The following is a 26,497-nucleotide window of genomic DNA, read 5'->3' as shown; positions in this document are numbered from 1 at the left end:
CTTACGCACCTTTCTCTTCTATTTCACGAAATAGCTGATCAAATTCATCAATAAATTCTGGCTCAGGTCGATAATAAAAAATACCATTTTTTGATTCAGCCTGAATAACACCCCTTAGAAAAAGATAATAAACACCACCAAAATGCAAATCATAGCTATAGCTAGGTAATCGTTGTTTAAGATAACGATGTAGAGCTAATGTATACAATTGATATTGCAGGTCATAACGATGATCAATCATTGCATCAGCCATTGCATCTTGTGTATAACAGCTCGCATTATCACCAAGATAATTAGACTTATAATCGAGAATATAAAACTTACCTTTCCACAAGAAAGTTAAGTCTATAAATCCTTTTAAAATACCTTGTACTTTTTCAAAATGAAGTGGAGGGCAAGCCGCTGACAAGGGATCATATCGATGAGTAACTTGGTCAATTGCTTTTGCGCTTAATAAGCTATCGATAGGCAAGTAGAATTGCATTTCATCAAGCATATCTTGAGATTCTAATGCTGATAAACACAAACCATCTTCAGCAAGTGATGCATCGACAATAGCTCTTAGCCACTCTTGAAGCATCGATGCCCACTTAGAGTCAAAGCCTGAGTCTTGCAATTTTTCAGTCAACCATTCAATAGTGACTTCTTGTGAGAAATCGATTTCTTCCATCAACTCATGTAGAAATGTGCCCGGCGCGGCCCCTTTAGGAAATTGATGTGGTGTTAAAATAGGCTCGCCAATTTCGGGGAATGCAACATCGATACTTGCTTCAATATCCATTGTTGGTGCGAGTGAATTTGCAAGCTGCTCTGCGGAAATTTCCTGCTCACTTTCACTATGGCTGCTGTTATAGCTCAGTCCTGAATAGCTGGTTACCCGCCAATGATCATCAAAGAAACGAGTTACATTTCTAGCCGATAGCTCTTCGTTATCATACTGATTTAAAGATAATGGATTAGGTTCCGTATAATTAATGCTAGCTACACTAATCGATGAATTGGTGAGCGCTGTTAGACTATCATTTAACTGCTTGCTATCACCTGCCTCCCCTTTTTGAATCAAATAACCTAAAGCTGATAAGTGTAAGTCTGTTTCACCACTTTTCTTACGATTGCCTTTAATTATCGGGCCAATACCAACACTACAATGATAGATTGCTCGAGTTAAAGCGACATAAAGTAATCGCAGGTCTTCAGCTAAACGCTCTTCATCAGCGAGCTTTACATTTTCTTCGCTATCAGCTAGGTCTAAGCGAGAACCATAGTCTTCTCGATCATGGTATAGCGCTTTCGATTGAGGCAAAAAGTTACTAGCAAAAGGCAGCCATACTATTTTATATTCAAGCCCTTTTGATTTATGGATAGTACTAATTTGAACAAGATGTTTATCGCTTTCTAAACGCATTTGTTGCGCATTAGATTGATGATCAGGATGTGCAATTTGCTGTGTTAACCAACGCACTAATGAGTGTTCTCCCTCTAACTGAAGGGACATTTCTTGAAGCAGTTCACCAATGTGCATGAGATCCATCAAACGACGCTCACCTTCAGTGGTTGAAAGTAACATTTCTGCAATATGACGTTCTGCCATAAGGACTCTGAGCATCGGGAGTACGCCTCGCCTATGCCAAATCATGGCATAACGAGTAAATTCATCAACTAACTTTTCCCATGCTTTTTCATCATAATTGAGATCATCAATATCTTTAGCATTTAGCCCTAAAATACCAGCAGCTAAGGCACTACGTAAGATACGTTCCTTTTCAGGTGATAATACTGCTTGGAGTATCCATAAAAGATCTCGCGCTTCTTGAGTAGCGAAAACACTTTCCCTATTTGACAGGAACACCGATGGAATACCAAGCTGATTAAGCGCATCACGTATCAACGTTGCTTCTCGTCGGCTTCTAACTAAGACAGTGATATCCGAGGCTTCAACTGGTATTTGTTTCCCATCGCTATGCTCAAAAAAAGTGTTTCCTTTTAATCCACCTTGTAGCCATTCACTAATTTGCGCGGCACATTGTGATGTCATTTTTTGTTCGTAATCAGCTACAGAAATAGCTTCAGCATCAATATGCCAAAATGTGAGCGCTGTTACACTCAGCCCGTTATGCGACAGTGTTTTGCCTGCATTTTTAGAGGCGAAGTTAACTGGATTAAATGGAATTTGATCGAAGATAAACGGGTTATCACAATGACTAAAAATACTGTTCACAGCTTCAACCATTTGTTCTGATGAACGATGATTCGTTTCTAATGTATAGTGAGCTCTAACTTGTTTTTTAGCTTCAATGTACGTGAAAATATCAGCACCACGAAAAGCATAAATTGCTTGCTTAGGGTCCCCAATAAATAATACAGCACTGTTCTCAACGCCGTTATATATGTGCTGGAATATGCGGTATTGTTGGGGGTCTGTATCCTGAAACTCATCAATCATTACTACAGGAAAACGCTGATTGATTGCATCTGCCAAATACTGCCCACCATCGTGCTTTAATGCTCTATCTAAGCGAGTAAGTAAATCATCAAACCCCATCTCCCCTCTACTATGCTTTTCATGGGCAATAGCCTGCCTAACTTCTGTTATGGCAAGAGGAATAATAAGGTCTTTAATGGTCAACCTCTGAGAAAGTAGCTCATCTATTTGAGTAAAGACCAAGTGCTCAGGACCAATACCACCCTTTGATTTTTCATGCAATGTCGTTTGAGCAAAACGGGCTATTTCTTTTGGCAATTGATAATCTTGAGTTTCTTCTTGTGCCCAGTGAGTCATTTTATCTAACCAATTTGGTAAGAAGCGTGAACTATAACTGCGTTTATCAACATCAGAGCTACTGATTAATTTTTCAAATTCAGCACAACCATCCAACCATGAAGATTTAACTAAGTTAATCAATGAAACTAAACGTTGATGTCGCTCTTCAAATGACTCTTTATTCTGTTGCTCATTAACAATATATGGCATGTCACCTTGTAAAAAAGGCTTTATTTCCGCCAACAAAGCTTCAGGGCTGTTCCACTGAGACAAAACAACTTTGGTCATTGAGTAATCAAGAGGATAAAAATGACGCCGCCAAAAATCTGCGCATGCTTGTTTTTGAATCGGAAATTCATCTTGAATCATCGTTTGTTCAAACAAAACTCCAGACTCAAAAGCATTATGTACCAACATTCTCTGGCAAAAGCCATGAATAGTATAAATAGCTGCTTCATCCATTTGGCGTTCAGCAATTAGCAACCAACTTGCTGCAAATTCCTGCTGTTCTTTTGTTGGAATTTGCGAAAGTAATTCTAAATATTCAGGCTCACTTTCAAACCCAACGCCACCACGAATACAGGCTAGACGCATTTTATGAATACGCTCACGAATACGTCCACGTAATTCATTAGTTGCAGCCTCAGTAAAGGTCACAACAAGGATTTCTTCTACACTAAGTGGCCGGGGGAAAGCACTCCCCCCCCCAAGCCCTAACAATAAACGCAGATAGAGAATCCCTATCGTATATGTTTTACCCGTTCCTGCTGATGCCTCAATTAACCGCTGCCCTTGTAAAGGCAACGAAAACGCATCTAACAATTGGGAACTCACCTGCGCCTTACTCACTGAGCATCTTCCTTAATAGGTAAAATATTTTGGAATTCAGAAGCATTAGGATAAAGCACCCAGCCTTTTAATGGCGCATATCCTGTCTTAGCATCTACATCTTGACCAATAATTTGTGAACTTAGTGCTAAACCTTGGCGTTTTATTACAGCACGTTCATAATATTCAATAACTTGCTGTTGAGTTGTCACTGAAAACAACGCTAAAACTTTCTCACGCGTATCGAAGGTGAAAATATTTCGACTAAAGTCCGAAGAATAACGCCCCACTTCCTCATAGAAGGTTTGTGGTGGTTGCTTCATTTCAGTAATTATCGATTGTTTATACTGCTCAAACTCTTGTACTGGAAGTTTTTTCAGTTTGTCGAACGCAGTGTTATAGAACTCTTGATATCGAGTATTTAGATAATTAGGCGTTTTTGCATTACTTTGTAGTAAAAACCCAACTCCCCACTGATCACCTAAGCCTACTTTAAAAGTAAACACTGCGTAGCCAAGCTGCTCATTAGTTCTGAGCTGATCATAAAACCAAGGTTGAATAATATTAGAAAGTAAACCAGATAGGACAGCTCCTTGTATACGGCTATATCCCTCAGGAATAAAAATTTCAGCCAAAGCGTTATCTGTACTACTCGCTTGTCGATGGAAATCAGCTAAGTATGGCTTATCAATCACCACTATATCGCCACGCCACCAGTTAGTTCCCTTACTTTTAAGTAAATCACGAGCATCTTGAATTACTTTAACGCTTTGTGTTTCGGTCAAATTACCAATTACCATTGCTTGTAGTGCTGCACTTTGCACTACATTGGAACGATAATCAGTAATGTCATTCAGGGAAATACTATTAAGTGCTGACAATCTATCTTCCTGCTCAAAATATGGAACAGTATCAATACGGCGTAGTGGCTGCATCGCCAATTCATATGCTTTCGCATTATTAGCGACCTGAATTTGCTCTTGATACCAAGATTTAGCCTGCGCTAGCTCTCTTTCTGTCGGTTCAAAGCTAAGGTATAGCTTCGTCATAGATAAAAATAGTTCAGATAAATGCTGAGTATAACCACTCGCACTAAATTGTAATCCGCTCCCTTGCGAAACAGAGACCGACATCCCTGCAACAGATGCTTGGTATTGCAATTCATCCATTTTTAAAGATGCAATGTATTGCAATAATGCACCTGTAACCTGTGATTTTGCGTCTTTAGTCCCTTCCTCTGTTTTTAATACCAGATTAATCGTTGCTTTAGGCTCATCCGCAAAATATTGGCTTGGCATATAGAGCACACGAGTGTTCCCTTCTTGATAGATGAGTTCAGGGTGCTGATATGGCTTATCCGTTTTAATTAACGATAAATTATCTGGGATATATGGATTCAAGGCTGGTAATTTGAATTTAAGCTTAGATTCAAGTTGATTCCACTTCGCGAATTGCTTGTCAGTAATTTTATCGACCTGATAAGCTGCATCAACAAAGTAAGCTTTCTTATTATGAGGTTCTTCTGGGCTGATAAACCAAATTCTTGCATCCTTTGCAGTCAACTCAGAAAGCCTTTCTTTTATTGCCGCCGGATCATATTTATCGGCAATATAGCTGGAATCTAATACATGCTTGACCGGAACATTGATCATTTGGTCAGACAACCATTCAATGTAATTCATATTTCTCACAATAGAACCATATCTAAAAGAGAGATTGAGTACATTAGCTATCTCATCAAAATAGCTTTTGTTTATGCCTTCTTTTTTCAGTAAATCGATATAGGCAAAAACAGCTGCAATAATTTCATCACGTTCTTCTAATCCTTTATCCGTTAGAGTGATATAGATAGAAAAAGTACCATAATTACGGTCTGTATCTGGGCTTGCTGAAGCATTAACCCCTTCAGCTAATCCTTGAGATATCAACCAGTCCGCTAGAGTGCCTGGACTGCGATTACCTATCAGATAACCAATATATTCATCACTTTTACTACGAAAATCAGCCATATTGTTTTTGATACTAAACTCAAGTTGAATGGCTTTTTGTGGCTGAGCAGGAACATAGTGGATCACTATTCCTTTTTCGTTATCCGTAACAGCAGGAATATCTGTTGTTGGGGAACTCACTTTAAAATCAGGAATACGACCGAAAGTTTCTGATGCAATCTTAGCAAGGGACTCAATAGATTGATCACCATAAAGAACACCATTCATTAAATTAGCCGAGTAGTATTGCTTATAAAAACCAACTAATTCTGTTTGTAATTTACTGTTCGGTTTATCTTTTAAGGTTTCGAGATTCCCACCGGAAAAGCGTGAGTTAGGATGTTTAGGATTTAAGGTTTCAGAACGAACTTGCCATAAGCGCATCCCATCGCGAGAACGCGCCATGGTCAGCTCGGCATTGACAGCATTGCGCTCTCTATCCGCATTAACTGGGTCGAGCAATGGCTTTGCTAATGCATCCGCTAATCTATCTGTTGCCTGTTCTAAGGCACTATTTTCGACTTCCAAATAATAAGCAGTGCGATGTGCCGCAGTGCTAGCATTATGGCTACCACCATGCTTTTGCAAAAACTCAGATAAACTACTTGGCTCTGGATATTTTTTGGAACCCATTAATACCATATGCTCTAAATAGTGTGCCAAACCTAATTGGCTATCTGGATTTTCAAGACTTCCAACTGGAATAGATACCGCAGCCAATGACTTAGTTGCTTTTGGATCTGAAACCAATAAAACAGTCATTCCATTGTTTAATTTAATGGCTTGATAAGTTCTTGGATCATGATCACTCTTATTGATAGTTTCTGGCAAAACTTGCCAAAGAGGCTGAGCAACAGAGATCGCTCCCCAAACCATTAACGTTAACAATAAGAAAAATTGAGCGAGACTTTTGGATAAACGTAGCATCCTTTAATGCTCTCCTTTTTTATTTTAAATATCCGGTCATTGGAAAAAGGTAGTGCTGAGTATTTTCCAGTAACGATTGAACTAGCTTTTGATTAATATTCCTACAAACTCGTAAAACATAATCGTCTTCCATTTCACCTTTTTTCATAGAAGAACCTTGAAGACTTTGTATCAACACAGATAATGCTTTTTGTTGAACCTCTTCAGAGATAAAATCATACTGCTTTGTTTTCTTATCAAAACACGCTGATAACCAGTTCCAGCCGCTTTGGTTTAGCAGTAACAGAGGCATATTTTGCCCCTCACAATACCCACTAACCAATTGTTCTAGATAACGTTGAGCATCGTCTTGTTGTACACTAGTAAAGTGCCAAATACTATTCTCACGACCTAACGCAACACTGTTACCTTCACCGACTAATAAGTTAAATAATAGATGTTCTATCCATAATTGAATACCATCATTAGCCGTCAAATAAGCAGGCCGATAGCGCAGTAAGCCTTTTTCATGCACATTCTTCAATACACCCGTTATCTTGATACCACTAATTTTAGTATCAATCACATAATTAAATGGTTGTATGCTGTGCTCTTTTACTTTTTCGGCAAGTGGCGCAATTTCATTAATTTGTTGTTCCCAAAATAATTGCCCAAATTGCTTCGCTGGCAGTTGCCCCGCTGCTCTTAGTGCTTGATATAATGGAGTTGGATTTTCATCTTTAACTAACAATGCTAAGACTCGTTCATTCATCTTATAGCGTTGCAATCTGTCCAAGATAAATGGTTCATCTTCTGGAAGTTCAGTTTCTTCAATAGAGAAATGAACCTTCAAACGCTGTTGGAAAAAGGCTCTAATAGGGTGACGATAAAAACGTAACAATTGTTCGACTGTAATTTCTATTACTTGTTCACGTGTATCGAGCTTAGAAATAAATTGTTTATTTTCGTGAAGAATTGATTTTGCTGCAGGTAACCATTCAGCTGCAAAACTTTGATACGGAGAATTAGGAATAAAATTCTCTTTAGCAAAGGGAACCCTATTATGTTGAACTACAAGATGATCTCTCAGCCTTATTGCACTGCTATCAATATTGAGATTTTCATCTCCCTGTAGACAGAAGCTCTGGCAAATATAATCTAAAAGCTCAGAAACCAATACTGATGGATTACAAGCTTGGTTATCTTGAATAGATAGCCCAACATAGCTGATATAAAGTTGTTTTGCCGCTGAATTCAACGCTTCTAAGAATAAATAGCGGTCATCATCTCTACGCTTTCTATCCCCTCTGATCGATTTTTCTGCCATTAAATCAAAACCCAATGGAGGAATGCTTCGAGGATAAATTCCATCGTTCATCCCTAACAGGCAAACCACTTTGAACGGTACAGAACGCATAGGCATTAACGTACAAAAATTCACAGAACCGGCAAGAAAACGCTGACTTATCTTCTCATTATCAAAGCAAATTGCCAGCTCGTCACGAATTAGACATAAAGGTACTTGCTCGCCGTAACCAGAGCTAAGCGCGTTTTCAATAATCTTATGCCATTGTTCAGTCACAAGCGTCAGAACTAATTCAGCGTCACCATCAACGCTAAAGAAACTATGAATCAGTTGTTGGCAAATATCCTTCCATTCATCAAGGGTTCTATCAACCTCCAATAACGTCCGCCATTCTTTTAACGTGTTGACGAGCAAAGCAAGTTTACCGGCTAATTGCGCGGCTAAACCACTACTCTCATCATAGGGCAAAATACCATGCCAAGGACCATATCGGCTATCCATTGCGTAGCCCAATAGCATACGGCTCAAACCAAATTGCCATGTATTTTGCCCAATAACAGGTAGAGACAATGAACGAACATTATCATCATCTAACCCCCAACGGATTCCTGATTCATTTACCCATCGACGTAGTAACCCGAGTTCACTTTCATCAATACCGAAGCAAGCAGCAAATGCAGAAACCTCTAATAATGTAAGTACTTGCTCTGTTGAGAATCGGCTTTGTGGTAGGTCAAGGAGTAGAATAAAAACCTGCAAAATAGGATGTGCTTGTAAGGCTTTCCGATCTGAAATAGAAAAAGGGATATAACGTTGGGAAGCCGTGTTACCAAACACAGCTTGGATAAATGGCGTGTAGCTATCAATATCAGAAACCATAACAATAACATCCCTCGGTGTTAAAGAGGGGTCTTGCTCAAATAATGCGAGTAGCTTGTCCTGTAATACTTCAACTTCCCTCTGAGCACTATGGCAGGAATGAAAGGTTACTGATTGGTCTGATAAGACTAATGAGCGTTTACCTATGCTTGATTCATAATCTTCTAATGTCGTGCCTAATTGCGCATGGTTTTCGAGATCTAAAATATCTTGTTGTAGATTTTCGAGTAAACTGCTTCGATTAGTATCTACAAATGCTGAGATTTCATTAACACTGTCGATCTGTGAAATAAAATAGAGGTTATCCCGCCCTAACTTTCCCCATGAAGCAAGCAATGGGTTGGCAACATTTTGCTCACCCTCGTCATTAAATAGTTGCTTAGCATGCTCATCGATTTTAAAGCGTGATATTTCGTGTTTATCGAGATAATGACGCAATTTACGCTTTTGCAATTTCGCAAGAAAAGAATGGCTATGAATATCCCCCCAATAATAACGACAAGGGTTAGTAAACATCAGATGAATATCGGTGTGCTCAGCAATGGCAGTAATTGCCTGTAGATAAACCGGAGGCAGTGATGAAATACCGCAAATAAAAATACGTTTTGGCAGTACATTTTGAAAATCATGATTGTTCGATAACTTATCGATAAAGCTCTGATAGAGGTTTGCTCGATGCCACGGAGATTGGCCAAGTTCTTGCGTGTACTCGACCAACCGTAACCATAATCTTTTTTGCCATAATTGATTGGCACTCAGCTCATCAACTAATTCGTTTTGTTGCCACTTTTCAATCCATTGAGGCCGATAAACGAGATACTGATCAAACAAGTCTGCGACACGCCCAGCAAGCTGGTGTAATTTTCGTTTATCTAAATCTTGTTGTAGATAATGACGTAGTGACTCAAATTCATCTTCATCAATGACCTCTGGCAAAATTTTCATTAATTTCCATGCCATTGCCTGCTTAGTAAAGGCACTTTCTTTCGGTATATCAGGTAATACACGACGAAACATATCCCAAATAAAAGTAGCTGGTAGAGGATAATGAATATTAGCTGCTATCCCAAAGGATTTTGCCAATTCAATTTGCAACCATTGAGACATGCCAGGGCTTTGCACCAAGATTATCTCTTGTTCGAACGGATGAGAAAGGGGAGCATTCTCAATTAAATGAGCCATTAGCTCCTTTAGTAGTTCTAATTGATTAGAATGATAAACTTGGAACATTGTTATCTCCTGTTCTGCAAAACCAGCGGCTTAGAGAAAGTGTTTGTCTAGCTGTGGATAGAGCTATTGTTGTATCAGTACAATTCTCTGACACCGCGAAAGTCTGTAAGTTTATCTGCCAATCCGGATAAAATAATTTTGTGTTTTTTGATTCTATATCCATCATTGACGCTTTACGTTCTAAATTACTTTGTAACTCTCTAATGGCAGCTGATTGCCTAAATATCCAATTGAAATTCAAGGTGATATATTGACTGTAGTTTAGCAGAGCGACGAGCAGAATAGCAAAAACAACCATTGCAATCATTGACTCGATTAATGCAAAGCCTTGTTGCTTTTTATCTTGTTGTTTCATCGACAAAATCCTTTTTTATCAACAGGACAATAGTCAAGCCAACCTTTCATTCGGGCTTGCACTTTTTGAGTACCTACAATAGGTAGAACCCAGCGATAAACACTAATGTATTCATTCCCTTTATACAGACCTCTACCCGTTAGAATGAACTGGGTTCCTTTGTAATGTTTGATACAACTCATCCACGACTGATTTGGCTCTTGTTGACATTGCCAACCAGCATTTTTAGCTGTATTAAATCGCCAAGATTGTACTATTCCCCATGACAAAGCCGATTCCGCTTGATTAAAAGCCTCAATGTATTTTTTTTCACGAAAAAATTCATCACGAGCATTTTCTTGATAAAAATGTAAAGCTTTTAGCAAAAATAATGCTACTGTCATTAATACAATCACCATGACCAAAGCAATATTTCCTCTTTGGTTATTTATTAGATTCATTGTAAATTTCTCAGTAGCACGGAAGTTTGGTAACTAAAGCGTTGATTAACTAAATGTGGCGTTTCAACACTAAGACTCATTTCAAGTACAGCTTGGGGCTCATGCCAAGTAAATCTCAATTCTTTTACTTTCACCATTAAGGGATCAAATAACGATTGCCACCGATTACCATCACAATTCATCACATTGCGGTTTGATTCTAGTTTTTTATCATTCAATCGATAACCAAAAAAATCGGTTTCTTTATTTTTCAGTTTCACTGGGCGCCATGTACCCGATAAATTCTGATCATAAGCAAAGATAATGCATGAATTAGGGTATCGGCTCAGAAATTTAGCATCGATTTTGAGTGCCTCCCCCTCACAAGAGAGACTGCCACAATAACCTATGCGTCTAAAATCTTTCTCCATGCTGATAAGAACTTGCCGAACCTCTCTATCGATTTGATATTGAATATAAGATTGGTGAATTTTTTTAAATAGTCCTGGAAAAACTGCCGTAGCTGCGATACAAATCAAGCTACTTATTGCCATCGCAATTAATGTTTCAATTAATGAAAATCCTTGTTGGTTATGTTTAGGCATTAAGAAAAATTTCAGCAACGAGGAACCCCTACTATTTTTTTGTTACTGCATGCTCTTATACGGCCTGCGATCGACATAAAAACCGTTATTTGACCAAACTCGTTTTTCAACTCAATGCGAAAAGCGTGTGTTGTTCCTTGTTTACCATATAAATTAATAGATGAACGAGTTGCTGATTTTATTTCGACCCCATCAAATTTCGTCGAGTTCAGAGTGGTAATGTACTTACCTGTATTTGCATCTTTAATAATCAACTGCCAGTCACTTTGCATAACATTAACCAATAAAATACGGTGTTGATTTAGATAAACACTTTCCATCAAATGGCTATAAACAAATGTAGCAACTTGCCGAGCAGTATCAATCAAACGTAATCTTTGTTGCTGTTGTTGCCAGCCATATAACGCTGGAAGCATCGCTAATGAGCAAATAAACATGACTATTAATATTTCAATAAGCGTAAATCCTTTTTGCGGGTGATTAATAACTGTTTTCATTCCCTTTTCCTCTCGATACCTCTTCCCTATATAAGTTTGATATTGGCAAAAACATTCAACAATACCAGAGTCGATAACCGAGTTTAGGTAGCGCTTCGCAAGCAAATGTAAAAATTACCAAAAGAGTTAACGACCTTGCGAAGCGGCTCGCAATTTAAAAGAATTAACAGAAAAAAAGATTATCAAGCAGCTTGAAAAACGATAAAAAAACCAAGAGATAGCGAAGTGACTTACTTTTTTAATAGGAGGATAAATAAAATAATTTAAATCTTATACATTGCCGAATAATTCGTATTGCAGCTATGCGCCAAGTACATAAGTCACTAGGCGCATAGATAACTTTATGATTAGTAAAAATAAACGTAGGCAACACAGCTGTGGCACGAAGCATGAAGGATATTTTAGACTGTGAAAGGATACTTAATCCCCTCATGACACTCGTACCCTTCAAGAGTGAAATCATCAGTGCTTACCCAAGTTTCAATATCTTCCAACGTTTTAATTTGAGGATTTATTGATAATGAAGGTGACGGAAACGGTTCACGCTTTAACTGCACATCACGCATCAATGGTAACTGGTTTTCATAAATATGCGCATTGACAATTTTATGATAAGCCTTGCCCGCTTTGTGACCAGTAATCCGAGCCATTAACGCTAGCAAGACAAAGCATTGCACTTGATTGAAATTCAAACCGAGTGGAACATCGCAACTGCGTTGATAAGAAGTAAGGTGAAGTGTATCGCCTAAAAGTGAAAAAGTATGAGTATGCATACAAGGCCGTAAGCAGCCCATTTCAAATTCACCGGGGTTATAAAAAGTGATAATTTCAGCGCGATCATCAATACCATTTTTCAGGTTATTGACAACTTTTTTAAGCTGATCAAGGTGTGAACCATCAGGACGTTGCCAAGAGCGCCCTTGAACACCGTATACACGTCCCATATCATCTTCACCTTTACGATGAGGATTATTTAACCAAGCTAGGTTGTCATTGGCATTTGCATTCCAAGTATTACAGCCAATTTCTCGAAATTGAGCTGCGTTATCATAACCTCGAAGATAGCCTAACAATTCAGCAATAGCTGCCTTATAAAAACTTTTACGAGTAGTGATTAATGGAAACTGGTTATTTGCCACATCATATTCAAGGTCTGCATTGATAATCGTTAAACAACGAACACCTGTCCGTTTGTTTTCAACCCATTGACCTTCATTAATAATGTGCTGACATAGCTCAAGATACTGCTTCATAGTGACTCTCTTACTCTACAGGCTACTGTTACACCAGCAACAGTAGCCTTAATCTATTATTTATTTACTAGGTACTTTTTTAGTATCGGGTTTATGTGCGGGAATATTTTTACCATATTTATAAGCCCATATAATCATCAATACACCAATAATAATCATTGGGATAGATAGAATTTGCCCCATACTGATGCCACCAAATAAACCTAGCTGTGCATCTGGTTGTCTAAAGAATTCGACAATAATACGGAATGCACCATAACCAATCAGGAATAAGCCTGACACACTCCCCATAGGGCGAGGCTTACGCACAAATAAATTTAGAATAAGGAACAGTACTATTCCCTCTAAAAACATCTCATAAAGCTGTGATGGGTGGCGAGGAAGTACCCCATACTGCTCTAAAATCGGTAGCAAAGATGGGTCTTGGGCTGCAAGTTGAATATCTTCGCTTTGTGAACGCGGGAATAAAAATGCCCATGGAGTATCAAGCGTTACACGTCCCCATAACTCACCATTAATAAAGTTACCAATCCGCCCCATACCTAATCCAAAAGGAATTAATGGCGCAACAAAATCAGCAACTTGTAAAAAACGACGGCGAGTACGATGTGCAAACCACATCATTGCACAAATAACCCCAATTAAGCCGCCATGGAATGACATTCCACCATCCCAGACTTTAAATAAGTAAAGTGGGTCATCAAGGAATAAGGGCAAGTTGTAGAAGAAGACATAACCTAACCTTCCGCCAATGAAAACACCTACAAATCCGATGTAAAGTAAATTTTCAACTTCATTTTTTGTCCAACCGCTATTCGGCTTGGATGCACGGCGACCTGCAAGCCATAATGCAAAAACAAACCCGACGAGGTACATAAAACCATACCAGTGAAGCGATACTGGCCCAATCGAGAACATGACGGGATCAATTGTTGGAAGTGCTAAGTAGCTGCTACTCATCGTTCACCATTTTATTTGTTAAACAAAAATCATTGCGCATCATAACATAGCTCAAGCGCAGGTTAATAAACAGATTAGATACCACCGCGAACAAAGCCGCCTAATCCATTTTTCTCCATAAATAAACTTAATGCTTGCCTTATGGCATCGCTCGTTTCGGCCTCTAGAAGTTGGGGAACTAACGTTTTAACCAACTCAGGCTGTAATCCCCGGATCAAATACTTCACCCTTGGCACACTTCTTCCGCTCATGCTCAAAGAACGGTATCCAAGAGCTATCAATGCCATTACCCCCAAAGGTTGTCCTGCCATTTCCCCGCAAACACTAACAGGCATGCCTATACGGCAGCATTCTTCGTACACTTTAGCTAAGAACCGGATCATTGAGGGATGAAGATTATCGTAGATAGCGGCGACATGGGTATTGTTACGATCAACAGCAAGTAGGTATTGAGTTAAATCATTAGTACCAATTGAAATATAATCTACACGTTTTTTTAATTCGGGAAGTAAAAATAGTAATGAAGGTACTTCAAACATCACACCAATTTGTGGCATCGGTACAGTTTGATCTAATATCGCACTAAGCTCTTCTCTTGCTCGTTTAATCAATGTAATGGCTTCATCCACTTCATTAATGCTAGTGATCATTGGCAATAAAATTCGCAAGTTTTGTGTCGATATATTTGCATGTAGCATTGCTCGAAGCTGAATTAAGAAAATTTCAGGTTGATCCAACATGACGCGAATGCCCCGCCAACCAAGACATGGATTTTCTTCGCTGATCGGCATGTAAGGTAATTGCTTATCGGCGCCAATATCCAATGTTCTAAGTACGACAGGCTTATTGGAAAATAGCTGTAATACTTCTTGATAAAGCTGTTTCTGTTCATCTTCAGATGGAAAGCCATTATGTAGCATAAATGGCAATTCCGTTCGGTATAAACCGACACCATCAACAGCAATATTTATTTGTTGTTCATAGCGTGGGCTTAGCCCTGCGTTAAGATGGATATGAACCTGTTCACCATTTTTAAGGATAACTTCTTGCTCAAGAGCCCCTTCAGCTAATCGGCTAAGAACATCTTCTTCCGCGATAATTTGCTTATATTCCTGAGTAATAATATCTTCAGGTTCAATGAAAACCTCACCCCGATAGCCATCAAGAATCAAAAAACGATTGTGTAGTAAAGAAGGATCTATATCTGCTCCCATTATTGCAGGGATACCCATGGCACGAATCAAAATAGCGGAATGAGAGTGTGTTGCGCCATCACGAACAATCACTCCCGCAAGTTGCTCTAATGGTATTTCAGCCAATAAGCTTGCACTCAGCTCATCGGCAACTAGAATAAAACGTTCAGGCCATTGATCCATCAATGTTAGGCTATCATCCAAATGGAATAACAAACGCTGGCCTAGTGCACGCAAATCAGCCCCTCTCTCTCGTAGATAAAGATCATGTAAGCGAGAAAATTGCTCAACATAGTCTTCGATTACGGTTTTAACCGCCCACTCAGCGACTGACCCCTGCCCAATGGCGGAAAATAATCTTTTTTTTAATTGAGGGTCATGAAGTAAATGGTTATAGAGGTCAAAGATTGCAGCACTTTCTTTTTGTGAATTGGCGATAAAACGTTTACTAATACGCCGACACTCTGACGCTGCATTTTCGATAGCATTAATTAGGCGCTGTTTTTCATCATTTTCATTCAATGCACTCGCTTCACAAATACTATCAAATGAAGGTTGTGAGGTATCTTGCCAACCATAAGCCATCACGATCCCTTGTGATACAGGAATAGCCTTAATGCGACTTTGTCTATATTGACCAAAAATACCTTTAGTCTGTGCTTGAGATAAAATGACAGCCAGTTGCATCGATAACGTCACCATAAATGACTCTTCAGTTTCGCTGAAAAAACGCCGTTCGCGTTGTTGCACAACTAATACGCCAAGTAATTGTCGTCGATAAACAACAGGTACACCTAAGAAGGCTTTAAGTTGCCCTTCTTTTAATTGAGGAAGATATTTAAATTCAGGATGTTCACGGATATCGGCAAGGTTAAGCATTTCAGATTGGCGCCCAACGGCACCGACCACGCCTTCATCAAAGCCAAGGCGAATAGCAATCCCGCTAGGTTTTTTCAACCCGCGGGTTGCCATTAAGTAATAGCATTGGTGCAAATGATCAGCCAAGTAGATTGAGCAAACATCTGTCTGCATTGCTTCGCAGGTTTCGTTTACCAATACCTCTAACGCTTCGGCTAAACTTGTTGCCATTGCCACTTTTTCGACAATCTCACGTAGATGCATCAGCATGATATTATCTAGCCCCACGCCTACGGTGAGAAAAAGCCGCTCTTTGTGCCGATTTTTGTTCCGGCAATGGCATAACGACTGGCGCAAATTCTTTCATGACTCGACGATAAACTTCCCGTTTGAAAGAAACAACTTGCCTAACAGGATACCAATAACTGACCCATCGCCAGCCATCAAATTCTGGCGATTTACTGCGCTGAACGTTTATATCTGCTTCATTGCATTGAAGTTGTAATAAGAACCAACGCTGTTTCTGCCCGATACAAACAGGTTTTGTGTCCCAACGCACCAAACGTTTGGGTAATTTGTAACGCAGCCAATTGCGAGTTGAAGCTAACAACCTAACATCTTTACGTTGTAGGCCAACCTCTTCATACAATTCACGGTACATAGCCTGTTCTGGCGATTCCCCTGGGTTAATTCCCCCCTGAGGAAATTGCCATGAATGTTGACCATAGCGGCGAGCCCATAAAACCTGCCCTTGCCGATTACAAATTACAATGCCTACATTCGGGCGGTAGCCATCATCATCGATCACCAGACTACCTCAATAACTAAAATTTGAAAGATGGCTAATTGTTTCACACATACCCTAACTGGTAAACCTATATACACAAAATCATTCGAGTTGTAGTTAACAACCTGTAGCTCGATGTATAACGGTTAGATCAATAGAGTTTGCAGATATCAGCGAAGTCACTACAATAGCCATTGTCTCAACGGGGTGCCGAAATATTAGGCTGAGAATTAACCCGTAGAACCTGATCCGGGCAATGCCGGCGTAGGGATTTGAGCTGCCGTCAGTATAAACGCCTACGGTACCCTCTCAAATCCTGTGTGGTTTTCTTTCAAACGCAGGAATAAATATGTTAAAAAATTCACTTTATAAGTCATTAATCGCACTTGCTGCACTGGGTTTTACTCAATTAGCATGGGCTGAAAAACCAATTCTCACCATCTACACCTATGATTCATTTGCTGCTGAATGGGGGCCGGGGCCACAAATTAAAAAGAATTTTGAAGAACAATGCGATTGTGAACTCAAAATTGTTTCACTTGGCGACGGCGTTGCTCTTCTCAATCGTTTGCGTATGGAAGGAACGAAAAGTAAAGCTGATATCGTTTTAGGCCTTGATAATAACTTAATTGATTCCGCTGAAAATACCGGTCTATTTGTCCCCGCAGATATCAATACTGACGCGCTAAAACTGCCTATCGAGTGGAAAAATTCAACATTTATCCCATATGACTATGGTTATTTTGCTTTCATCTATGACACCAACAAGATCAAAAACCCACCCAAAAGTATGAATGACCTATTAAATAGCAATCAATCTTGGAAAATAATTTATCAAGATCCGCGTACTAGCACCCCCGGCTTAGGATTAATGTTATGGATTGAAAAGCTGTATGGTGACAAGTCTGCTGATGCATGGCAAAAAATAGCGAGTAAAACACTGACAGTGACTAAAGGCTGGAGTGAGGCTTATGGCTTGTTTTTAAAAGGTGAAGGCGATTTTGTTTTGAGTTATACCGCATCGCCGGGCTACCAAATGCTTAATGATAAGAAAGATAACTACGCTGCGGCCTTATTCGATGAAGGGCATTATATGCAAATTGAAGTCGCAGCAAGACTTAAAAATAGCGCCCAACCGGAGTTAGCAAAGCAATTCTTACAATTTATGTTAACACCAGAATTCCAAAATACGCTACCGACTACTAACTGGATGTATCCAGTGATTGATATTCCATTACCAGAGGTTTACAACAACCTTCCTCTACCTAAAAAGTCACTGCAATTTAGCGCGCAAGAAGTTGCCAAAGACCGTCAAACATGGGTTCGTTTATGGCAAACTGCCGTCAGCCGTTAATTAATTGGTCTCTCTTACCGGGAGCCTTTGCTTCCGGTTTATTAGTATGCGTTGCGCTACTCGCTTTTGGTGCTTTATCGCTTTTTTCACCGAGTATTTCGATTGGTGAAGTTTTTAATGATGGTTATCTATGGCATGTCATTGGCTTCACTTTCTGGCAGGCCTTTTTATCCGCTTTATTTTCGGTGCTTCCGGCAATTTTACTGGCACGCGCACTTTATCGTCGGCGCTTTCCGGGAAAATTTTTATTCTTACGACTCTGTGCAATGACGCTTGTTTTGCCCGTTCTGGTTGCTGTATTTGGTATTTTATCAATTTATGGGAAAACAGGCTGGCTCGCTCAGCTGTTTCAATTATTTGGTATCGATTATAATTTTTCACCTTATGGGCTTAAAGGAATACTGCTTGCGCATATCTTCTTTAATATGCCGCTTGCAACACGTATGCTACTGCAATCATTGGAAAATATCGCCACGGAGCAACGCCAAATTGCAGCACAATTAGGGTTTAATGAGTGGCAACAATTTCGCATTCTTGAATGGCCTTATTTGCGTAGGCAAATGTTACCTACTGCTGCACTAATATTTATGTTGTGTTTTGCCAGTTTTGCTACTGTGCTTGCGCTCGGTGGTGGCCCTGCTGCTACTACCATTGAGCTAGCAATTTATCAAGCATTAAGTTATGACTTCGATCCTGGTCGAGCAGCAATACTGGCTTTAATTCAACTATTTTTCTGTATTGGGCTAATGTTCCTTAGTCAAAAAATAAGTAGTATTTTTTCGATTGGTTATAGCCAGCAAAACCATTGGTATGACCCAGCAGATAATAGATTTCGTCGTATACGTGATACATTAGTGATTATTGCAGCCCTCTTATTATTATTTCCGCCACTTTTCGCGATTATCGTCGATGGATTAAACGGGCGCTTAATTGAGGTACTCAGTCAGAATACCCTTTGGCAAGCAGCCTCTACATCACTCTTTATTGCCTTGTGTGCTGGCATACTCTGTGTCTTGCTGACGATGATGTTACTATGGAGTAGCCGTGAATTACGTTTACGTCGCGCAATCAAGTTAGGGCAAGCCATGGAGCTCAGTGGATTAGTCATTTTAGCCATGCCCGGAATTGTGCTCGCGACCGGTTTTTTCATTCTATTTAATGAAACCATCGGGATCCCTGAATCACCTTATGCATTAGTGATTATGACCAACGCTTTACTTGCGATCCCTTATGCATTGAAGGTACTTGAAAACCCAATGCGGGATCTCGCTGAACGCTATAACCCGCTTTGTCAGTCATTAGCGATTAGTGGTTTTAATCGCCTGCGTATCATTGAATTAAAAGCATTGAAAAAACCAATAGCTCAAGCGCTCGCATTTGCTTGTGTTATTTCTATTGGTGATTTTGGTGTGGTTGCTCTATTTGGCAATGAAGATTTTCGTACATTACCCTACTACCTTTATCAGCAAATAGGTGCGTACCGAACTAATGATGGTGCCGTGACGGCGATGGTATTACTTTTATTGTGTTTTGGTTTATTTAGCCTACTTGAGCGTATTTCAGGAAAGAATAATGATTAAATTAGACCAACTAGATTACCAGTATCACAATATGAATATGTTGTTTGATTTTTCTATTGAAACAGGTGAGCGAGTCGCCGTAATGGGGCCAAGTGGTGCCGGTAAAAGCACACTACTGAGTTTAATTAGTGGCTTTCAATTTGCCAAAAGCGGTTCTATCCAATTAAATGGGCACAATCATACTTATACCCCTCCAGCTAAGCGCCCAGTCTCGATGCTGTTTCAGGAAAATAACCTGTTCGCTCACTTATCTGTAAAACAAAATATTGGGTTAGGATTACATCCTGGACTGAGATTAAATCGAGAACAAATAACTCAAGTTGAGGAAATAGCTGAGCAAGTTAGCCTTCTTGAGTTCCTTGATAGATTGCCCGCTCAGTTATCTGGTGGGCAGCGTCAACGTGCGGCACTAGCGCGTTGCCTTATCCGCCAGCAACCTATTTTGCTATTAGATGAGCCATTTTCTGCACTCGATCCTGCTTTACGTAATGAAATGTTATTGTTGGTTGATGAAATATGTCAATTAAAGTCCATCACACTGGTTATGGTTTCCCATAATGTTGAAGATGCATTGCAAATTGCTCCCCGCACGCTGGTGATAGCGAATGGTACTATCGCCTATGATGGCAGTACTAACGCATTATTGGCAGGAACAACACCTGCTTCGCAGTTACTTGGTATTGCAAAAAACAATTAAGCCGTACCCATTGATCAATTATTTATTCAGGCTATCAAATAGCCGTTTTTATATCATTTCAGCCAATAAATCACGATTAAAAACGTAAAAAAGTGACAATTTGGCACTTTTTGCGTTTAATATCACTAAATAACATGACAAAAAATACTGTATAAAACCACACCTCTCACGTATAGTAGACTCGTTGAATTTTTATGTGAGTCTCCTTATGCCTCAACTTATGTCTACCGCTGAAAAAGGCTTTATTTTAAGTCGCCATTGGAAAGATACCCGTCAAGGGGTTGAGGTAAGCTATTGGTTACTCACAGACAACGGTCCTAGAAAAGTCACAGTTCCTAACCAACAAGCCGTTGGCTTTATTCCCATTTCGTCGTTACCCACCGTGAAACATTTGTTAGATGGGCAAGCGAATATTATCTATCGTCCTGTTGCATTATCTGACTTTCGTCGTGAAAAAGTGTACGCCATATACTGCCAACAATATCGTCAACTACAAAATCTTGAAAAAAATTGCCTAGAGTTTGGCGTGGAAGTTCTCGAAACCGATATTCGCCCCAGTGAACGCTACCTGATGGAGCGTTTTATTACTGCACCAGTGTGGTTTTCTCGTAATCGACAAGGCGAATATCAGCTAAAACCCTGCGAAGGCTATCGCCCAACAATCAAAGCCGTGTCTTTAGACATCGAAACTAGCCAGCATGGCGAATTATATTCTATTGGTTTATCCGGTTGTGGTGATGACGTTGTTTTTATGTTGGGGCCAGAACAAGGCCCTGCACTTAACAATCAACATCGCCTAGTTTACGTCACTAGTCGCCCACAATTGCTTGATAGATTAAATGAATGGCTACAACAGTATGATCCTGATGCCATCATTGGTTGGAACCTAATCCAATTCGATTTAAATGTTTTACAAAAACATGCTGAACGCTATGGTATCCCTCTGTTATTTGGCCGGAATCGAAAAAAACTTGAATGGCGAGAACATGGTTTTAAGCAAGGTGTCTTTTTTGCATCTGCTGACGGTCGTCTAATTATTGATGGTATCGATTCTCTAAAAGCGGCTACGTGGAATTTTCCCTCTTTTAGTCTTGAATCTGTCGCTCAAACGTTACTTGGGGAAGGTAAGGCTATCAATACGCCTTATGACCGAATGGATGAGATCAATCGCCGTTTCCAGCATGATAAGCCTGCTCTCGCACACTATAATATTCAAGACTGTATTTTAGTTCATCGCATCTTCGAAAAAACCGATTTAATGGCGTTCTTACAAGAACGTTCGGCAGTAACAGGACTTGCTGTTGACCGTATGGGCGGTTCTGTTGCCGCTTTTTCTCATTTGTATATTCCGCGCTTGCATCGCCTTGGATTTATTGCACCAAATCTACACGAGCAAAAACTACAACATAATCCCGGTGGTTTTGTGATGGATTCACAGCCAGGTTTATATGATTCCGTTGTCGTTCTTGATTATAAAAGCCTGTATCCATCGATTATTCGTACTTTTTTGATTGACCCCGCAGGTATGATTGAGGGGCTTGTGCATCCAGAAAAACAGCATTCCATTTCAGGTTTTCGCAATGCTTGGTTCTCACGCACAGTACATTGCTTACCGGATATTGTAAGCCATATTTGGCAAGAGCGTGACAAAGCGAAAAAAGAGAACAATGCTCCTCTTTCTCAAGCCTTAAAGATTATTATGAATGCCTTTGCTGGTGTACTTGGTGCAGAAGGCTGCCGTTTTTTTGATCCTCGCCTCACCGCTTCTATTACAATGCGCGGGCATGAAATTATGCGTATTACCAAAGAGTTGATTGAATCTCGCGGCTATCAAGTCATTTACGGGGACACAGATTCAACCTTTGTCTGGTTAAAAGAATCTCATACACAAGAACAGGCACAAAGAATAGGTTTTGAGTTGCGAGACTACGTAAATGACTGGTGGAAACAGCATCTACAAGATGAATGGCAATTAGAAGGCGTCTTAGAGCTTGAGTATGAAACACATTATCGCCGTTTTTTGATGCCAACAATTCGCGGCTCTGAATCTGGAAGTAAAAAGCGTTATGCGGGTCTCAGTGGAGATAAAATGGTCTTCAGAGGTTTAGAAACTATCCGCTCAGACTGGACTCCTCTTGCACAATATTTCCAAAAAGAGTTGTATACCCGAATTTTTCATCGCCAACCTTATCGTGAATTTATTCGCGAATATGTACAATTTATTCGCAATGGTAAGTACGATGACCGCTTAGTCTATCGTAAACGTCTGCGCCGAAAACTCTCTGATTATCAACGTAATGTTCCCCCTCATGTGAGAGCTGCTCGCCAAGCTGATGAATACAATTTAAAACTTCAACGCCCACAACAGTACCAAAATGGTGGGTGGATAAGTTATATTATTACTCAAGCAGGTCCCGAGCCACTTGAAATTGTCACAGCTCGCCCAGACTATGAACACTATATCCTAAAGCAAATAAAACCCATCGCAGACGCTATATTGCCCTTTTTACAAGATGATTTTGATACAATCTTAACTGGGCAGATAACTTTGCTCTTTTAATGGATGATGTTTTTTTAACAGGTGACGATAAGCCTCGCTTGAATTAATATAACGCCCCTTTGGCATCTCGCACTTCGTTAAAACACAACATGCGTGAGATAATAGCGCGATACACAGCACAAAATAATTCGAGTGGTATGTCGGCAAACTGCTACCATATCCAAGAGATCATAGGTAACTATGAGGCTCAGGTCGCAAGTTTCACCTGCATGCATAGCCAACGGCAATTTGAAGTATGACTGCTATAATTGTCCCTCGGGCAACGACTACAATTAATATTCGAATTATCCTGGTTTTACCAACACAGGGTGGAGACAAATAAATAATTTGTCTGACAAATCTAAAAATAAACTATCAAAATTATGGAATTGAGTTAAACCTATGCCATTTACTCTTGGTCAGCGCTGGATCAGCGATACAGAAAGCGAACTCGGACTAGGCGCCGTTGTGGCTATTGATGCCCGTATGGTGACTGTGCTTTTTCCCGCAACTGGCGAAAACCGCCTCTACTCACGCAGTGATGCCCCTATCACTCGAGTTATGTTTAATGAAGGCGACACCATCACCAGCCATGAAGGCTGGCAGTTGCAAATTGAAAGCGTCACTGAAGATGACGGTCTGCTAACTTATAATGGCACCCGCCTTGATACCGAAGAACAGAATGTTAGCCTGAGAGAAGTTTTTCTCGATAGCAAACTCACGTTTAACAAGCCACAAGATCGTTTATTTGCTGGTCAAATCGACCGCATGGATCGCTTTGCATTGCGTTATCGCGCACGTAAGTTTCAAAGCGAACAAGTTAAGCACCAAGCTACCGGCCTGCGCGGTATCCGTGCAAGTTTGATCCCTCATCAGTTACACATCGCTAATGAAGTCGGTAAACGCCATCACCCACGCGTATTACTCGCTGATGAAGTAGGATTAGGTAAGACTATTGAAGCTGGCATGATTATCCATCAACAGCTGATGGCTGGACGCGCTGAACGAGTATTAGTGATCGTACCAGAGAGCTTACAACATCAGTGGCTCGTTGAGATGCTACGTCGCTTTAATCTGCGTTTTTCGCTGTTCGATGATAGCCGCTACAGTGAAGCACAACATGACAGTGATAATCCTTTTGAGACTGAACAACTGGTTCTGTGCTCGCTCGACTTTGTACGCCGTAGCAAGCAACGTTTTGATCTGCTAGTAGAAGCTGGTTGGGATATGATGATTGTGGATGAAGCTCACCATTTACAATGGAGTGAAGCCGCACCAAGTCGTGAATACCAAGTTATTGAAACATTATCTGAAAATATTCCTTCTGTTTTGCTACTGACAGCAACCCCAGAACAACTCGGCCAAGAGAGCCATTTTGCACGCCTTCGTCTGCTCGATCCAAGTCGTTTCCATGATTATCAAGAATTTATTGATGAGCAAGATAACTATCGTCCTGTCGCTGATGCCGTATCGCTACTGCTCTCTGGTGACAAACTCACAACTGACCAACAAAATCTGCTCAATGAACTAATTAAAGAGCAAGATATTGAACCGTTATTGAAAGCGGCCAATATTGAAAGTGAAGATGGTACAACGGCTCGACAAGAACTGATTAGCATGCTGATGGATCGACATGGTACTAGCCGCTTATTATTTAGAAACACCCGAAATGGTGTAAAAGGCTTCCCACGTCGTGAATTACATTCACTGAAAATGCCTCTTCCAACCCAATACCAAACTGCAATCAAAGTTGCGGGTATTATGGGCTCGAAAAAAGACCTCGAAACACGTGCAAAAGAGTTGTTATATCCAGAGCAAATTTATCAAGAATTTGAAGGCGAAAATGCAACTTGGTGGAACTTCGATCCGCGCGTTGAGTGGTTGATGGGCTATCTGATGGCGAATCGCCATGAGAAAGTACTCGTTATTTGTGCCAAAGCGGCAACCGCTATGCAACTAGAGCAAGTCTTACGTGAACGCGAAGGTATTCGTGCCGGTGTTTTCCATGAAGGCCTATCACTGCTTGAACGCGACCGTGCATCTGCTTACTTCGCTTCTCAAGAAGATGGTGCGCAGGTTTTACTTTGCTCTGAAATTGGTTCTGAAGGCCGTAACTTCCAATTCGCAAACCAGTTAGTGATGTTTGACTTACCGTTCAACCCTGACCTATTAGAACAGCGTATTGGTCGATTGGATCGTATAGGTCAAACTCGCGATATCGTATTAAGCGTGCCTTATCTAGAAAATACCGCACAAGCGGTCCTGCTACGTTGGTTCCACGAAGGGTTAGATGCGTTCGAGCATACCTGCCCAACTGGCCGCGCAATTTACGATAAATATTATCAGCAATTACTGCAATTTATGGCTGAGCCAACAGTAACAGACGGCTTCGAAGAGTTTTTAAAAACTTGCCGCAGTGAGCATGAATCGCTGAAATTACAGCTTGAACAAGGTCGTGATCGCTTACTTGAAATGCATTCTAATGGTGGTGATGCTGGCGTTAAATTGGCAGAAACCATTGGCGCGGAAGACAATGATACTGAGTTGGTGAATTTTGCACTTAACCTGTTTGATATCGTTGGTATCAGTCAGGAAGATAAGAGCGATAACTTGCTAATTTTAACGCCATCTGACCATATGCTAGTCCCTGATTTCCCTGGTCTACCACAAGATGGTTGCACGGTGACTTTTGACCGTGAGCAAGCTTTGTCCCGCGAAGACACGCAATTCATTAGCTGGGAACATCCAATTATTCGTAATGGTTTAGACTTGGTGTTATCTGGTGATACCGGAAGCTGCGCAGTTTCTTTACTTAAAAATAAAGCATTACCCGTCGGTACATTGCTGACAGAATTGATTTATGTGCTTGAGGCACAAGCACCTAAGAACTTGCAGATTAGCCGCTTCTTACCTGCTACACCAATTCGCCTACTGATTGACCTTAAAGGAAATAACCTGTCTTCACAGGTTGAGTTTGAAAGCTTTAACCGCCAGCTCAATGCAATCAATCGTCATATGGCAAGCAAACTGGTTAGTGCAGTACAAACTGAAGTTCATTCTGTACTGAAACTATCAGAGCCTATGGTCGAAAAGGAAGCGAAAGTGCTTATCAATAATGCGAAAGAAGCCGCAGATAAAGCCCTCTCCCTTGAACTTGCTCGACTTGAAGCACTGAAAGCAGTCAATCCAAATATCCGTGATGACGAGCTAGACGTTATAGAAGAAGAACGTCGACAGTTACTGACCAATATCGACCAAGCAACATGGCGCCTTGATGCAATTCGTTTGGTTGTAGTCACACATCAATAGCCACGCGAATATAATTAGCTTAAAATAGCGCCATATAGACTCCTTCAAAAGAAGGAGTCTAATCGTTGATAACGCTTGTGTACTCGTCAAATTAAAAAATAAAAGAGAGAATCACTTTATTTGATTTTCGATTTTTAAAACTTAGCGTGACATGTCACAATTTATGCCTTGTCAGCAATTTCATCTCCCTCTT

The 26,497-nt window shown here is 40.3% G+C and carries 16 protein-coding genes and 1 riboswitch; of the genes, 5 read left to right on the top strand and 11 right to left on the bottom strand.

The genetic code is table 11. From position 1 onward, the window contains the following. Nucleotide 1: 1 nt before the first annotated feature. From recB to rppH, 11 genes are all read right to left on the bottom strand, one after another. Nucleotides 2-3,610, bottom strand: a complete 3,609-nt coding sequence (recB, locus tag OOA_RS13715; protein WP_008912756.1) for an exodeoxyribonuclease V subunit beta — start codon at nucleotides 3,608-3,610, stop codon at nucleotides 2-4. Further along, entirely contained in the window at nucleotides 3,607-6,504 is a 2,898-nt protein-coding gene (gene ptrA, locus OOA_RS13710) for a pitrilysin (protein WP_008912755.1), read from the bottom strand. The genes recB and ptrA overlap by 4 nt, the downstream gene beginning before the upstream one ends. A 19-nt stretch (nucleotides 6,505-6,523) precedes the next feature. Next, entirely contained in the window at nucleotides 6,524-9,898 is a 3,375-nt protein-coding gene (recC, locus tag OOA_RS13705; protein ID WP_008912754.1) for an exodeoxyribonuclease V subunit gamma, read from the bottom strand. Further along, nucleotides 9,876-10,253 (bottom strand): prepilin-type N-terminal cleavage/methylation domain-containing protein, encoded by a 378-nt coding sequence (locus OOA_RS13700; protein ID WP_008912753.1) that lies wholly within the window; start codon nucleotides 10,251-10,253, stop codon nucleotides 9,876-9,878. The genes recC and OOA_RS13700 overlap by 23 nt, the downstream gene beginning before the upstream one ends. Beyond that, nucleotides 10,250-10,693, bottom strand: coding sequence for a YgdB family protein (locus OOA_RS13695; RefSeq protein ID WP_008912752.1), 444 nt, complete (start codon nucleotides 10,691-10,693; stop codon nucleotides 10,250-10,252). The genes OOA_RS13700 and OOA_RS13695 overlap by 4 nt, the downstream gene beginning before the upstream one ends. Further along, nucleotides 10,690-11,295, bottom strand: coding sequence for a prepilin peptidase-dependent protein (locus OOA_RS13690; protein ID WP_008912751.1), 606 nt, complete (start codon nucleotides 11,293-11,295; stop codon nucleotides 10,690-10,692). The genes OOA_RS13695 and OOA_RS13690 overlap by 4 nt, the downstream gene beginning before the upstream one ends. Beyond that, on the bottom strand, nucleotides 11,289-11,774 hold the full coding sequence (locus OOA_RS13685; protein WP_008912750.1) for a prepilin-type N-terminal cleavage/methylation domain-containing protein: 486 nt from the start codon (nucleotides 11,772-11,774) through the stop codon (nucleotides 11,289-11,291). Before OOA_RS13685 ends, OOA_RS13690 begins: the two co-directional genes overlap by 7 nt. A gap of 401 nt (nucleotides 11,775-12,175) precedes the next feature. After that, nucleotides 12,176-13,027 carry a thymidylate synthase gene (locus OOA_RS13680; RefSeq protein ID WP_008912749.1) on the bottom strand — a complete coding sequence of 284 codons (852 nt, stop codon included), beginning with the start codon at nucleotides 13,025-13,027 and terminating at the stop codon, nucleotides 12,176-12,178. Nucleotides 13,028-13,087: 60 nt separating this feature from the next. Then, on the bottom strand, nucleotides 13,088-13,987 hold the full coding sequence (lgt, locus tag OOA_RS13675; RefSeq protein WP_008912748.1) for a prolipoprotein diacylglyceryl transferase: 900 nt from the start codon (nucleotides 13,985-13,987) through the stop codon (nucleotides 13,088-13,090). Between the two features lie 74 nt (nucleotides 13,988-14,061). Next, the gene (gene ptsP / locus OOA_RS13670; protein ID WP_008912747.1) at nucleotides 14,062-16,308 is read right to left on the bottom strand and encodes a phosphoenolpyruvate--protein phosphotransferase; all 2,247 of its coding nucleotides are present in this window, start codon (nucleotides 16,306-16,308) and stop codon (nucleotides 14,062-14,064) included. Between the two features lie 4 nt (nucleotides 16,309-16,312). Next, nucleotides 16,313-16,846 carry an RNA pyrophosphohydrolase gene (rppH, locus tag OOA_RS13665; protein WP_008912746.1) on the bottom strand — a complete coding sequence of 178 codons (534 nt, stop codon included), beginning with the start codon at nucleotides 16,844-16,846 and terminating at the stop codon, nucleotides 16,313-16,315. Nucleotides 16,847-17,018: 172 nt separating this feature from the next. Then, nucleotides 17,019-17,114: riboswitch (TPP riboswitch) on the top strand. A gap of 60 nt (nucleotides 17,115-17,174) precedes the next feature. Between rppH and thiB the strand changes: the two genes are divergently transcribed. The 5 genes from thiB (at nucleotide 17,175) to rapA (ending at nucleotide 26,304) form a co-directional block, all read left to right on the top strand. Next, on the top strand, nucleotides 17,175-18,179 hold the full coding sequence (thiB, locus tag OOA_RS13660; RefSeq protein WP_008912745.1) for a thiamine ABC transporter substrate binding subunit: 1,005 nt from the start codon (nucleotides 17,175-17,177) through the stop codon (nucleotides 18,177-18,179). After that, nucleotides 18,155-19,759 (top strand): thiamine/thiamine pyrophosphate ABC transporter permease ThiP, encoded by a 1,605-nt coding sequence (gene thiP / locus OOA_RS13655; RefSeq protein ID WP_008912744.1) that lies wholly within the window; start codon nucleotides 18,155-18,157, stop codon nucleotides 19,757-19,759. The genes thiB and thiP overlap by 25 nt, the downstream gene beginning before the upstream one ends. Continuing rightward, the gene (thiQ, locus tag OOA_RS13650) at nucleotides 19,752-20,456 is read left to right on the top strand and encodes a thiamine ABC transporter ATP-binding protein ThiQ (protein ID WP_008912743.1); all 705 of its coding nucleotides are present in this window, start codon (nucleotides 19,752-19,754) and stop codon (nucleotides 20,454-20,456) included. Before thiP ends, thiQ begins: the two co-directional genes overlap by 8 nt. A 208-nt stretch (nucleotides 20,457-20,664) precedes the next feature. Next, nucleotides 20,665-23,016 (top strand): DNA polymerase II, encoded by a 2,352-nt coding sequence (locus tag OOA_RS13645; protein ID WP_040691503.1) that lies wholly within the window; start codon nucleotides 20,665-20,667, stop codon nucleotides 23,014-23,016. A gap of 381 nt (nucleotides 23,017-23,397) precedes the next feature. After that, nucleotides 23,398-26,304: an RNA polymerase-associated protein RapA gene (rapA, locus tag OOA_RS13640; RefSeq protein WP_008912741.1), complete on the top strand. Its 2,907-nt coding sequence runs from the start codon at nucleotides 23,398-23,400 to the stop codon at nucleotides 26,302-26,304. Nucleotides 26,305-26,497: the final 193 nt, after the last annotated feature.

The sequence above is a fragment of the Providencia burhodogranariea DSM 19968 genome (assembly GCF_000314855.2).
Lineage (GTDB): Bacteria > Pseudomonadota > Gammaproteobacteria > Enterobacterales > Enterobacteriaceae > Providencia > Providencia burhodogranariea.
This window is presented reverse-complemented; position numbering and strand designations above follow the sequence as displayed.